Source organism: Haloarcula sp. JP-Z28 (assembly GCF_011440255.1).
GTDB classification, from domain to species: domain Archaea; phylum Halobacteriota; class Halobacteria; order Halobacteriales; family Haloarculaceae; genus Haloarcula; species Haloarcula marismortui.
Map to the genome: position 1 here is coordinate 1 of NZ_JAAOHT010000093.1, position 12,781 is coordinate 12,781.

Genomic DNA, 12,781 nt, shown 5'->3' on the forward strand with positions numbered 1-12,781 from the left:
GTCTAAACTCGTGCAACTAGCATGGCTAAATCGGACTCCGATAGCAATGGCCTCCGGCAGGATCAACCGGAATGTGCTGATATACATCAGCGGCGGAAGTGGTTGCACTCCGTCGGAAGCTAACACACTGGTTCCTACACCAGTGTTGACTACTGCATGGGTCCGTGGGCTCACATCAGATTCCATCTTAACGGCGGACCGCAGGGGTGGAATCCTCATAGGGTGGATCTCGCAGGCCCCAGAGGGGAAGGCGAGATCCTCTCGTAGCTCAAGCCGACCCAGGTGGTCGACCGAGCGTGTCGACCCGGGCTCGCTTCCCGGTGCGACCTTCGCATTAGTTCAGAAGACGGGGGAACATATAAATGAATCGTCTCACACCCGCCCTGTATAGGACACACACGACGCATACGTAACGTGATGGCGTGACACGCATAATCGCAAGACAGCGCCAGTCTGTCTATCATCCAATGTGTATTTGTTCTTGAATCCTGACATGGGGTTCAATGACCGGAGGTCAGAAAGCCATTATATATCAATTGGAAGGGGTACAGACCTGACGGTAGACAGTCGTAGTATACCAGACACTATGACGAAACAGGCGTCAGGAGACGCAGGAAGACAGCAGTCAGAACAGGGGCCCGCCGGGGTTGTGATAGAGAACTATCTCAGGTCGTTGTGAACCAGGACGCGGGTACAGTGGTAAAATTAGGCGGTCAGCGAGTCAATGTGGCCTTCCGAACGGAGCTGGTCGGCGTCTTGCCCCTTGTAGCGCCATTCGATGTTGGCCTTCTCGTCTTGCCAGTCCCACGGTTCGGCGAGAACGATGTCATCCTCGTTAATCCAGGTCCGGAACTTCATCCGACCTGGAATCCGGCCGAGTCGGGTTTCGCCGTCCTCACAGCGAATGCGGACGTGGTTCCCGCCAAGGTGCTCTGTTACCACTGCAAACATCTCGTCGTTTGTAGGCATGCGGAGATTCCGCCGCCCTGAATCGTCGCTCACAGCATAAATACGGTCGCCTCCCGTATAAGTCGTTTGAGAGGCGGGATAGCGTGTACCATGGATCCGACACAACGGCCGTACCACGGCAAGAGCTGACCAATAGCTATCGGAAGCAGTGAAACGATAAGAACGGACTGGCGACAGTGCGTTGATTCAGTCGGCAGTCAGGGCCTGTGGCTCGTCGGCTTCCTCGGCCATCGCATCCGTCAGTCCGGACGCGAGCGCAAAGACCCCTTCTTTGTGGTCTGTCTTCGATTTGTGGATTGATGTCGGTTTGACACCAAGGTCAGCGTAGAGATCGTGCTCAACGCTTGTGTCCGCCTCGTGCTCGTAGTGGTGTTGTACCTGTGCGAGAAGACTGTGAAGGTGAATGAGTTCTTGCTTCTTCATTAGTATCCAATCTTATGGAGTGAAGGGTAATAGTACTACCTTGCCAATGACCCACACGTAATGCTCATTCGGATGCAACACTCACCAATCTCAGTTGCAAAAATAGAGCTGTTTACCGGCGCAGTACCGTTTACCTCTTGTGCTTTCGGTTACAGATGGTAATATTCTTCTTTCAGGCCCTAATATTAAATGTAACGGCGGAAACTTTGTCGTGTCAATTATCACTCAATACTGGTTAACGGAATTGAGTGGGCTACTGACCTGCGAAGCGCTCTCAATCATGAAAAACCACGACAATATATTAGTTATCGAACACTTCATGACTGCTGAGCACGTACCTATAGTCGTAATGAACTGGAAGCACCCACGAGACAAGACTGCGGCTATGGCGAAACAAGAAGAAGCAAATAGCGGGACGGAGTGGTCATTCATCGCGGCGCTGATGACTGCTGCATAACGGCTTTCCCACCGCTCAGGACTGAAATCCCATAGCGACAGATCTATGCACCGCGTACAGAGGCCGTTAGGTAACGGTACGGATATCAACCGTTGTGTTGTGGACGACAGCGCGGCTGATGCCTGTACACTGGTACGTGTGTGGTTCCGAGTGGCCCGACCAGTTTGGTAGTTCCTGCTCAAATAGACGGTGCCACGCATCCGGGTACGCAGTCTCCGAGACGTTGATCAAGACGGTTGTCGCGGACGGTGGCTTGCCAGCCTGGGGCGAAACGAGCGTCTTATTCTGGACAGCAGTCTCGATTGTGACGCGACTCGACGAGGAGAAGTCCGTCTGTCCGTCAAGCGAAAGGACGGAGAGGTATGCACTGCCGCTATCAGGGGTACACCGGAAACTGGGTTTCCGTGAGACGACCAGTCCCTCCTGCTGGACCCGATACACTGCACCGCTGGTGTAGACGATATCCGTCTCGGAGTCAGTCTCCCGGACGAACGCTCCGGTCGAGATATTCGTTGCCCGTCCGTCAACAGTTACGTTCAGCGTTGACGACCGGATGGAGAGCCCGTGGCCCTGGAGTTTCATACTCGTGGTCCGTCGTGGGGCATCGCCCTGGATGTGGTCATCTGTAGTCTCCGCGAACCCGATCATCGACGTTTCGGCGACATCAGTTGTTGCCCCCTGTTGGATAGCGTCGAACGCACCGAGCCCACCGAGCGTCACCAGCGCAATGCCAGTGATGATGATACTGAACGTAAGCGTAAACGCAAGCAGATCGGACACGCCACGGTCGTGACTATCTGGGATAGACAGTGTCGATGTCATCCGCGTGTCACCTCCATGCAGTCGGCCGTCGCATTGTACGAGACGGCTAGTGGCCCGCTGGAAACGACAGATGGGCAGACATTAGTTTCATTTTCGAATCGGACGACAGCGTACCGATTCAGTCCTGATGCATTCACGTACACGCGTGTGCGCGAGGTATCTGGAGAGACCTCGACATTGTACGACTGGTCAGCGATCCGCTCCGGATACGTCGCACGAAACGACACCGTCGAATTGAGGCTCTCAGTGTTGAACGCATCCAGACGAACCAGGTCGCGCGCGATACCATCGCCGACGTTCTCTAGGGCTTCTTCGGTCACTCGCTCACGCTGTGAATCGACCATCTGGCTCCCGCCGATGAGGAGACCAGTCACCAGCAGCGACGTGATACCGATAGTGAGCGCCTGCGTGACTGCAGGTGAGACGCCACGGCTGTCGGACAGGAGACGGTCGAGGCTCATCCGTCGTCCACCTCCACAAGGACTGTTCGGTTGTAGCTCGCAGATGGTGTGTCATAGGTCAAGTCGACAGCAGGAACGACGGGATACGGTGCGGTGTCTCCGGAATCGTAGCTCGTGCCTGGGAAGTTACCGATGGCCGCGAAGCGGTAAGTACCACGTGCGCGGTTTCCCTTCTCAATGCTGACAGTGTACGGTGCGTCGAGTGTTTCAGTAAACGCCGGGAATGTTCCGGGCGTCCCGCCGATGTCACAGGTCCCGGCGAGGAGGTCGACATCGGCGTCACCGGCCCCTGAACAGGTAGTCGTCGATCCGGAAGGTGGGGTGACCGCCACCTCCTTATTGCCGGGTTCTGTCACGACCATCTTCCAAGTATCCCCACTGTCGCCTTCCACTTTGACAATAAATTCTCGCCCCACTCCAGGGATACGGGTCACTGTCAGATTGAATACGACAGCGCGGTCCACGCTTCGAGCGATATCCCAGTCAACGTTTGATCCCGTACCGCCGGGTCGATTGAACCGAGATGAGGACGTTTGGTTCACTTCGGTTCCATTCGACGCCGACTCGTTCAGCGTCGCGTTCAGATAGGCCCCACCGCTGCCTCCGGCGACGCGATTGTGCGTCTCCGTATAGTTCTGAAGCGCGTACTCATATTGCTCCTCGAATCCATCGAGGTCATCGCCCCGCGTTTCGGCCGCAAGCCGTCCGAGATCACGTTCAACGGAGGCTTCGCGGTCAGCCGACCGTTCAATAGTATCCGCACTGCCGGTGGTCGTGATGCCGTCAGTGACAGCGAGACTGTGGGCAAACAGTATCGTACTGAACACGACGATAGCGATGGCGACGCCACCGATCAACAGCAGTTGTCCGCGCTCGTTGGCTACCATACGACCAGACGCACCTCCACAACGTTGTAGACGATAGAGTCAGGCTTCGCGTCGGGAGCAAAATACCCGCCGACCGCCGAGAGAGGCGGGCCGGTACCGCTGCAGTCGCCGATTCGGGCGGGCATATTGTCGGTCAGGGTCACCGTTTCGGTTGCGACAGCTGCATCAGCCGGCCGCTCAGCGACGTTCTCATCTGATTCCTGCGAGGCAAGAACTGTCTGGCGCACGCCTGAATCCGAGTAACTGAAGTAGAGATTGTACTGTTCTCCCTGACGGTCGAAAGTACGGTTCAACATCCGCTCGAACTCGGTTGAGCTGCCCGTCTGGTTACCGTTGAGTGTCGGTGTGCCGACGCTGTAACACGCCGTCGCGTTGTGCAGCGCGCCGGTTTCTGCCGCCAGTGATAGCGTGTCGCTTGCGCGGGTTTCCAGTGCCGCGGTTCGTTGCTGGGCGCCGGTCTGGAACGGGCCGGTGTCGACTGCCGACAGGCCGTAGACGGTCGCTGTCACAACGACGATGGCCGCGAGAACGCCTTCCAGCGTGTAGGCTTGGCCGCGCATCGTTACCACACCCTCACAATGAGCCAGCAGACCGGGTCGCACTGGCCGGTTGCGTTGGTCAGTTTCACCACACGGGACGTCGTCGCAACATTGTCTCTGTTGGCGACATCGGGCCCCCAAGCGAGCCGCTGGTCGTGGTCATCAACTGCCGGGTCGCGTGTTCCTACTTCAAGCGATGATGCGTTGACCACCGTTACGTTCACCCGCGGGTTCACGCGACGTTCCGTCGCGACATCGAGTCCAGCGTTGGTCTTGAGGGTATCGAGTTCGGAACTGTCCATGTTGAGGGACTCGTTGATCCCACCGCTCGCGTTGTATCGAATGAGGTTCCGCGTCCCCTCAACCGAATGGTTTTCGACGAGGTACGTTGCCGCCCTGTCCGCAATTGGTTGGTTACGCTGTACGTCTGGGGATTCGTACACACCGACCGCACTACCCTGTACGAAGGCCAATACCCCGATTATCGTCACGAGCAGGACACTCACCCCCACGGCGAAGTCCTGCGGTGTTTGTGCTCTTGAATCCATATCCCACACACCCTATTTTCTGTCTGATACGTCCGCTGTCGAACCGCGAGTGAGGCGCTAACCCACGGCGATCCACACCACCAGTGCAATCGTCGACAGGACGACTGCAAACTTGACGCCTGCGACGAGCTTCACTTCCCGAATGTAGCCGGCGATAAACGACGACAGCAACGCCTGCAGCGTCACTGCGTGGAAGAACAGCATCGACAGCAGTTCCGTGTCGACGCTGCCGCCGAAGCCGCCACCGGGCGCGCTCGAACTGCTTGACCCGGAGGCCTGCGTCGCCAGCCCCGACATCACATCAAGGAACTGTGTCTTTAGCAACGCCATCACGCCGAGCAGCGTCAGGTAGGTCATCAGGATGATGACCGTCTGCATCCGCGTCCGGGATTTGCGCTCCCGTTCGATGTCGTCCTGATTCTCCGAGGCCTGCGCGGCCGTCGAGAGCACGTCCTGAATCTGGCTGGAGGCTTCCTGTGCCTCCGCGATGAGCTTGACCGTCCGCGCCAGTCGTGGGACGTTGTACTTGTTGTTGAATTCTCGAAGCGCGTCTTTCAGGCTCGTTCCGTAGTTGACCTTTGCGTGGATGGTCTCGAACTCGTCGGAAAGCTTTCCGGAAGACGTCTCGGAGACCACCTTGACCGACTCTAGCAACGTCATCCCGGTGTCGTTGGCCGATGCAAGCTTCCGGAGGTTTTCCGAGAGTTTCCCGATGATTGCCTTCCGCGAGCGCTGGTTCCACTCGTAGAAGATCATCAGCGGGATGAAGTTGAGGTACATCGGGACGTACACCCAGAAGAACGTCGAACGAACCGGGACAGCGATCATCCCGTCTAGCGATAACGGGGCCCAGCCGATGACGATAGCCGCGACAACAGCGAGAATTGACAGTGGAACCGTCAGCCACAGCACCAACAGGGGATGGTCACGGAAGAACAGGTCAGGCCGTGTGAGGATGGCGAGAAGTTCGTGAGTTCCCTCCCGACTCTTGATCCGGTCGAAGACGCTGTAGGTCCCCGTGTAGCTCTCGATGAGCCCGAGGTTGAACACGCCGACGCCCTCATCGACGACGAGTTCCTTCTCGCCGGGGCTCGAGCGCAGATACCCGTCCCCGATTGAGTCCTGCGTGACAGTCGAGACGAGGACGAGAAAGCCCAGGCCGGTCAGGGGAATCAACCCGTACACAGTCCCATAAATAAGCGACTGCTGTGCGTTCCCCATCATCGACATGATGACCAGAATGATAATGAGAAGCAGTGGAAACAGCGAGAGCGTCATGTACATCTCGCCGAACAGCTCCAGCGTCTCCAGCATCTTCTCCTGTTCCTGCCGGGCGGTTCGCATGTGCTTTTCCTTCTGGTCTTCGAGGAAAGAGGTCATGTCACCGCCGGAATTGATGATAGAAAGCATATCCGTCAGGAACTGTGACAGTTCGTCCGACGGAGTCTGCAGCGCCTGGTTCCGGACAGCGGTCCGGTAGTCGGTATCGAAATACTCCGTCTCCAGTACGATAGACTGGAACTCTTTTGCGACTTCACCGTACGTGTCTTCGGCTTTCCCCATCGACTGCAGGATTTCGAGTTGGTTGAGCCCACCCACGGACAGCGCATACATGAACGAAATTGAGTCGGACAACAAGACGTTGATTTCGCGCTCACGCGCGCTCGAACGGAAATACGGAATCGAGACCAGCGACCCGAAGCCGATACCGAACCCGATGGCACCGAAGACGAAGCCGGTCACGATGACGAGGAAGGGGAGTTTCAGCACGGCGAGAATCTCTGAGACACTCTCAGACACTGGAATCCCGATGAGCGTCGGCGCTTCTCCACTGGCAAACAACAACTGGACCAGCAGATACCCGAGGAACGTGCCGACGAGCCACAGCGCTAGACCCGCGATGACACCGACCGCGAGTGCGCGTGCGAGGAACATCTCTACGTTGTCGGCCATCCGGGCCTCCGCGAGTTTGTTCTCGACACTGCTGACGAAGTCGCCCTCGTCGTCGAACACCATCTGGTACGCCGGGTAGAACGTGTCGCCGAGCGCACCGCCGCTGCCGACCTGTTGCTGACCCGGTGTGTCGAGGCTCATTCGCTATCTGCCTCCGCACCGGCCTTCGGAACGAACTGACCGAAGTCGATGCTGTCTTCGTCAGCGCTCTCCTCGGAATCGTCCATCAACGCTGAGACAATGTCCGGCGTTTCGCGGCTCTTGTAGGTGTTAAACAGTGGCTGGGCGTTGTCAAGCACCTGCTTTGTCTCCTCGACCATTTCCGGCGGCGCGTCCGGCCGGGGCACCATTTCCTCTTTTTCCGGGTCGATATCGATCTTGACAGATTCCATCTCTCGGAGGTCCTCGAGTGACAGTTCGAGCTGGTCGTTGGCGATGAGCGTGAGGATGGTGTCGGGGTCATTAATAAACGCCTGGATGGTCGCCGCAACCTGCGTGTAGGTGTTGAGCCCCTTCTCGATGAGATATGCGAGGACGACTTTGCGCTTGAACAGCTCTTCGTCGAGTTTTTCTTGGGTCCACCCACGGTCGAACTTGATCTCTTCAAGCGTGTTCGAGTTCCCCATCTGGATGTACTCATCCGTCTCGGCGCGCCACTCGTACACGTCCCGGACGTTGATCTCATCGTTCTCCGCGGAGTACTCGTTAATTTCGGTCAGGGACTTGTTTCGGCGAACCTTGTTGCCGTCGACCCGCGTCTGGGTCTGAATCGACACCAGATCAAGCGCGGTAAACAGCGTCTTCGAGACGTTGATCGGTTCGGTGGTGAACCGCTTGATGACCTCACCGACCGAGTCGGCGTGGAACGTGGTGTAGGTGGTGTGCCCGGTCGACATGACCTGGAACAGCGTCCGGCCTTCCTCGCCACGGATCTCACCCATGACGATGTAGTCAGGGCGCTGACGGAGTGCGGCCTCAAGCAGGTCGAACTCGTCGACGTCGCCCTTGTCATCTTCACCAAAGGAAGGGCGCGTAACGCTTGCCACCCAGTTTCGCTGTGGCAGTTCGACCTCACGCGTGTCCTCGATGGAGACGATCTTGGAGTTCGATGGGATGAACAGCGAGACGGCGTTCAGGCTTGTCGTCTTCCCCGAGGCAGTACCGCCGGCGAAGATGAGGCTCTTGTTGTTCTCGATACAGAGCCAGAGGAACGCCATCTCGTCCAGCGAAAATGTGTTCCAGTTGATGAGGTCGATAGGGGTAAAGGGGACGTCCTTGAACTGCCGGATAGTGTAGTTCGTCCCGTGGTCCGACACTTCCCTACCCAGTGTCAGCTGGGCACGCGACCCGTCCGGGAGCGTCGCATCGACCTGTGGCTGGCGCTTCGAGATACCCTTCCCGGACCGCTGTGCGAGCTTCACGACGAAGTCGTCGAGTTCCCCTTTGCCGTGTTCGACGTTCGAGATGATCTGCTCGTAGTCAGTGTGATAGACGAACACCCGGGAGTTGTACCCGTCACAGGAGATATCTTCCACGTTGATATCGTGTTTGACGCCGTCGATGCGGGCATAGCCGACGAAGTCCCGCTTGAGCATATACAGCAGCTTCTCGACCTGATACTCGTTTAGCTTCGGTTCGTCGTCTTCAAGAATAGCCGGTTCGGGACGTGTCGAAATGCCGGAGAGTTGTCCCGTCGTTTCACTTTGTGTTTCCTCATCCAGCCCGAACAGTTCCTTGACCTGTCCGAGAACGCTCTCTTCACCACGGCTGGAGACTGAGCCGTCGTAGAGGTCATACCGCGAGAGGAGCTGTTCGGCCTCCCGCTGGATGACCTGTGCCCGGTCAGCATCAGTCCCCTGAACGATCACGTCGTCCTCGGAGTACTTGATCGCGGTCTTGAGTTTGCCCGAGAGGAACTCTCGAAGGTCGATCTCAATATCGGTGAGATACGGCTCAATGACGTAGTACTTCTTCTCGTTCTCTTTCCGTGAGTGGAAGATGATAACGCAGGCGTAGGGTTTGTTGACCCAGTACCGTTCCAGTTCGTTGAAATGTGATTTCTTCGACTGGGGAACAGCTTTTTCGAGGTCGTAGCGGTTGACGACGGTCGTGTGGCCGTCCCGTGTCGAGAAGAACTCGTCTTCGTCCAGCTCCGGGTTCACGTCAACGGTGTTTTCATCGACATACTCGTGCAGTTCACTGGCGATGTCTTCAGCGGCGGACAGTTTGTTTTCCGTGTGTTCAGAGTCGAAGTGCAGATACTCACTTGCATCAAACGGAATAACTTCGCCGTCACTGTCACGGGGGAGACTGCCGTCCTCGTAATAGTACTCCTGTTTGAAATGCTCCCACGTGTAGATGTCTTTCGCGACTGGTGTCGTAGTTGGGTCGAGATACTCTTCGAACGGCGCTTGCAGTGTTTTCCCGGCACTCGCCGCGTCTTCGAGTCGCTGACTGAGTTCTCTCGGCTCGAAGCCGAGGTACACGCTCCGGTCGAACCGCCCCCCATCGTGTACCTCTCGCCGGAGATCATCCCACGTGTATTCGCCGACCCGTACAGGCTCGTCAGTCAGATTCCCCCCACTGTTGACCTGTTCTGACTCACCTCCCCCAGTATCATCGATAGCCATTGTTATTTATCTCCCGTTAGGCAGGAAAAAAGTTTATCCCCACCAAATGTCGATGAAAAAGAAGTTCCGGTTGTTCGTATCACGGTCTCCTTACGGTAGTAAGTGGACCATACTGAATGTTTCGCCGATCCTAGTTGTCAATTAAGGAATGACTCAATCCGGGCCATTGCTTCCTTGAGATCGTCGAGACCCGTCGCGTATGACACTCGGAGATGGCCCGACCCGCCCTCCCCGAACGCGGTTCCGGGGACAACCGCGACCCGTTTTTCCTGAAGGAGACTCTCGGCGAACTCACCGGCATCGTCCCAGGGACATTCCGGGAACGCGTAGAACGCTCCGGCCGCCGGGAAGCAGTCCAGCCCCATCTCTTCGAAGCGCGTGAGGACGTACTTCCGCCGGCGGTCGTACTGAGCGGCCATGTCCGTGACCTCGTCGCGGCAGTTGTCGAGCGCCTCGATAGCGGCGTGCTGAGCCGTCGTCGGGGCCGAAAGCATCGAGTACTGATGGATTCGGTTCATCGCCTCGACAGCCTCCGGCGGTGCCATCGCGTATCCCAGTCTGAACCCCGTCATCGCAAAGGCCTTCGAGAAGCCGTTGAACACGACGGTCCGCTCACGCATCCCGGGGAGGGTAGCAATAGACGTGTGGTCGTGTTCGTACGTGAGATCGGCGTAGATCTCGTCGGCGAACACGAGGAGGTCGTTTTCGCGGCAAAAGGCCGCAACATCCGCCATCTCCTCGGCCGTCATCGTCGCTCCGGTCGGATTGTTCGGGAAGCAATATACGAGCGCGTCGGCCTCCGCCGCACCGGACGATTCCAGCACCTCTTGGGTGAGTTTGAACTCATCTTCCGCGCGCGTCGGAACGTCGATAACGTCGATACCAGCGAACGTCGCACCGGGGACGTACGAGACGTAGCACGGCTGGGCGATAGCGATCGAATCGCCGGGGTTTAGCAGTGCCCGAAAAGCGAGATCCAGGCCCTCGCTCGCACCCGCCGTGACGAGGATTTCCTCATCGGGGTCGTACTGCAGGTTGTGCGTCGCCGCTTCGTAGTCCGCGATGCGCTCCCGGAGCTCCCGTTTCCCGCGGTTGGCGGTGTAGGAGGTCTGGCCGCGTTCGAGCGACGCAATAGCGGCTTCACGGGCCGACCACGGGGCCGAGAAGTCCGGTTCGCCGACCCCGAGCGAGATGATGTCGTCCATCTCCTCGGCCAGTTCGAAGAACCGACGGATGCCTGATGGCGGCACGCTGTCGACTCTGTCCGCTGCTTCGAATGTCATGGTGAGACGGACAGGCGGTCGTCGTCGTCGTGGTCGTCGAACTCCATCCCCTGCTCCTTGTACGACTCCATGATGTAGTGGGTTACCGTCTGCGTGATCTCGGGGATCGGCGCGATTTTGTCGCTGATGAAATGCGACACTTCGCGCATCGAATCGCCCTCGACCTCCAGATCGAAGTCGTAGTCGCCGCTGACGAGGCGTAGCGAAGTCACTTCCGGGAACTTCGCGATCCGGTCGGAGATGTCGTCGTAGCTGGTCTCACGGTCCAGCGTGACGTTGAGTTCGACGGTAGCGCGGACGCGCTCCTCGTCGTTCTCGACCGCGTTCCAGTCGACGACTGCCTGATAGCCGCGAATGATGCCTGCCTCCTCGAATTCGTCGATAATCTCGGCTACCTCGCTCTCGGAGTAATCGGTCAACCGAGCGATGTCCTCGGTCGTGTAGCGAGCGTTCTCCCGTAGCAGGTCGAGTATCTCGCGGCGACTGCTCATACAGTGCCAGCAGAGTGACGCGGACAAAAGCCTTGCTCAATAGTGAGAGAGCGTCACATCATTCGGTCGGGAATGCACCAGACGGTTTTAATATCTCTGCTGGTTATATATCGCTTAATGTTCGAAGAGGGTGGCCAGCGGGCTGATTCTGACACTGGATGGGCACATGTCGCGAATCACGACAAGGCGGCAACAGTTATTGACACGATACTCCGCCTGGACGTGGACAAGAGGTACACGAAAACGGCCCTGAGTGAGGAAGCTGGCGTGCCGCTGAAGACGCTATACCTTGACGGGACGCTCGAAGAGCTAGTGACGGTCGGGCTGCTGGAAAAGCACGAAGCGGAGGGCGAAGAGACGTTGTTCTCGGTCGATGACGGGAGCGCAGCGTTCGAGGCAGCGAAGGCCTTCGATACTGCGGCAGCGACATCCAGCGACGTGGACAGTTGATCGAAAAACGGCTGTCACAGAAGGCAGCCTAGCGTCCGTGGACTTTTCACGGCGACAGCCGTAGTGGAAGGCGATGGTTTCACTCGATTCGGAGTCCGACGTGCTCGGACGTGGGGACGAAGCACCGACGTTCGAACTGCCGGGGGCCGACGGGGCGACGTACTCACTGTCGGATTTCGCGGACAAGGACGCACTACTAATTGTATTTACGTGCAACCACTGTCCATACGCGAAAGCGAAGATAGACGAGCTAAATCGCCTCGCGACAGAATACGACGACCTCGCTGTCGTCGGGATTAATGCCAACGACCCCGAGGAGTACCCCGACGACTCGTTCGAGCGGATGCAGGAACTCGTCGAGCGCGGAGAGATACAGTACGACGCGTATCTATTCGACGAGTCACAAAATGTCGCAGCCGCGTACGGTGCCCGCTGTACCCCCGACCCGTTCTTGTTCCGGAACGACAATGGGGCGTTCAAACTGGCGTACCACGGCCGCCTTGACGACGCGCCGAACCCGGACGACGAACCGAGCGAGCGGGAGATGGCTACACACGTCGAAACGTTGCTGGATGGCGACCAGATTACGGCGGTCGAGAAACCATCCAGAGGGTGCTCGATAAAGTGGAAGCCCGGTAACGAACCCGCGTACTGGGACGTTTAATCGGGATGGCCCGGCGTGGGCAAGACAACCGAGACAAATGCGTTGCCCGTGCTGAGATGGTGACCCAGTAGATGCACTGAGGGTGTCATAGAACTCTTCTCACACCGTGATGATCGTGCTTCCCGGATTGTCTCCGCGTTCGTAATTGGTGATTGCGACGACCAGGCGAAGACACAGTGCGAGGAAGACCTGCGCTCGTGCGTG

At 57.7% G+C, this 12,781-nt stretch carries 14 protein-coding genes, 1 rRNA gene and 1 pseudogene; 3 read left to right on the forward strand and 13 right to left on the reverse strand.

Annotated elements, in window-relative coordinates; translation table 11 throughout:
- From G9463_RS21435 to G9463_RS21445, 3 genes are all read right to left on the reverse strand, one after another.
- Window positions 1-73: ribosomal RNA gene (locus G9463_RS21435) — 16S ribosomal RNA — on the reverse strand; the annotation flags it as partial.
- A 632-nt stretch (window positions 74-705) separates the two neighbouring features.
- The gene (locus tag G9463_RS21440; RefSeq protein WP_049909223.1) at window positions 706-1,002 is read right to left on the reverse strand and encodes a translation initiation factor eIF-1A; all 297 of its coding nucleotides are present in this window, start codon (window positions 1,000-1,002) and stop codon (window positions 706-708) included.
- A gap of 153 nt (window positions 1,003-1,155) precedes the next feature.
- Window positions 1,156-1,392 (reverse strand): UPF0058 family protein, encoded by a 237-nt coding sequence (locus tag G9463_RS21445; protein WP_004956601.1) that lies wholly within the window; start codon window positions 1,390-1,392, stop codon window positions 1,156-1,158.
- A 139-nt stretch (window positions 1,393-1,531) separates the two neighbouring features.
- Between G9463_RS21445 and G9463_RS21450 the strand changes: the two genes are divergently transcribed.
- Window positions 1,532-1,849 carry a hypothetical protein gene (locus G9463_RS21450; protein ID WP_165897786.1) on the forward strand — a complete coding sequence of 106 codons (318 nt, stop codon included), beginning with the start codon at window positions 1,532-1,534 and terminating at the stop codon, window positions 1,847-1,849.
- Between the two features lie 66 nt (window positions 1,850-1,915).
- On the opposite strand, the gene G9463_RS21455 is transcribed toward G9463_RS21450, so the two are convergent.
- The 9 genes from G9463_RS21455 to G9463_RS21495 form a co-directional block, all read right to left on the reverse strand.
- Window positions 1,916-2,671 carry a hypothetical protein gene (locus G9463_RS21455; RefSeq protein WP_165897787.1) on the reverse strand — a complete coding sequence of 252 codons (756 nt, stop codon included), beginning with the start codon at window positions 2,669-2,671 and terminating at the stop codon, window positions 1,916-1,918.
- Window positions 2,668-3,132, reverse strand: coding sequence for a hypothetical protein (locus G9463_RS21460; RefSeq protein WP_127014673.1), 465 nt, complete (start codon window positions 3,130-3,132; stop codon window positions 2,668-2,670). The genes G9463_RS21455 and G9463_RS21460 overlap by 4 nt, the downstream gene beginning before the upstream one ends.
- Window positions 3,129-4,019, reverse strand: coding sequence for a hypothetical protein (locus tag G9463_RS21465; protein ID WP_165897788.1), 891 nt, complete (start codon window positions 4,017-4,019; stop codon window positions 3,129-3,131). Before G9463_RS21465 ends, G9463_RS21460 begins: the two co-directional genes overlap by 4 nt.
- Window positions 4,013-4,579 (reverse strand): hypothetical protein, encoded by a 567-nt coding sequence (locus G9463_RS21470; protein WP_165897789.1) that lies wholly within the window; start codon window positions 4,577-4,579, stop codon window positions 4,013-4,015. The genes G9463_RS21465 and G9463_RS21470 overlap by 7 nt, the downstream gene beginning before the upstream one ends.
- Before the next feature lie 2 nt (window positions 4,580-4,581).
- Window positions 4,582-5,106: a hypothetical protein gene (locus tag G9463_RS21475; protein ID WP_165897790.1), complete on the reverse strand. Its 525-nt coding sequence runs from the start codon at window positions 5,104-5,106 to the stop codon at window positions 4,582-4,584.
- 57 nt (window positions 5,107-5,163) lie between these two features.
- A complete protein-coding gene (locus G9463_RS21480; protein WP_011223521.1) occupies window positions 5,164-7,200 on the reverse strand; it encodes a type II secretion system F family protein in 2,037 nt (678 codons plus the stop codon).
- The gene (locus G9463_RS21485; protein WP_007188894.1) at window positions 7,197-9,689 is read right to left on the reverse strand and encodes a type II/IV secretion system ATPase subunit; all 2,493 of its coding nucleotides are present in this window, start codon (window positions 9,687-9,689) and stop codon (window positions 7,197-7,199) included. Before G9463_RS21485 ends, G9463_RS21480 begins: the two co-directional genes overlap by 4 nt.
- Window positions 9,690-9,826: 137 nt before the next feature.
- Window positions 9,827-10,972 (reverse strand): pyridoxal phosphate-dependent aminotransferase, encoded by a 1,146-nt coding sequence (locus G9463_RS21490; RefSeq protein ID WP_007188895.1) that lies wholly within the window; start codon window positions 10,970-10,972, stop codon window positions 9,827-9,829.
- Window positions 10,969-11,463, reverse strand: coding sequence for an Lrp/AsnC family transcriptional regulator (locus tag G9463_RS21495; RefSeq protein WP_004956629.1), 495 nt, complete (start codon window positions 11,461-11,463; stop codon window positions 10,969-10,971). Before G9463_RS21495 ends, G9463_RS21490 begins: the two co-directional genes overlap by 4 nt.
- A gap of 117 nt (window positions 11,464-11,580) precedes the next feature.
- Between G9463_RS21495 and G9463_RS21500 the strand changes: the two genes are divergently transcribed.
- Together G9463_RS21500 and G9463_RS21505 are read left to right on the forward strand one after the other, a co-directional pair.
- Window positions 11,581-11,913: a hypothetical protein gene (locus G9463_RS21500; RefSeq protein WP_165897791.1), complete on the forward strand. Its 333-nt coding sequence runs from the start codon at window positions 11,581-11,583 to the stop codon at window positions 11,911-11,913.
- Between the two features lie 73 nt (window positions 11,914-11,986).
- Window positions 11,987-12,577: a thioredoxin family protein gene (locus G9463_RS21505; RefSeq protein WP_011223523.1), complete on the forward strand. Its 591-nt coding sequence runs from the start codon at window positions 11,987-11,989 to the stop codon at window positions 12,575-12,577.
- Window positions 12,578-12,676: 99 nt separating this feature from the next.
- Here the strand turns inward: G9463_RS21505 and G9463_RS21510 are convergent.
- A pseudogene (locus G9463_RS21510) lies at window positions 12,677-12,781 on the reverse strand (IS5/IS1182 family transposase); the annotation flags it as partial.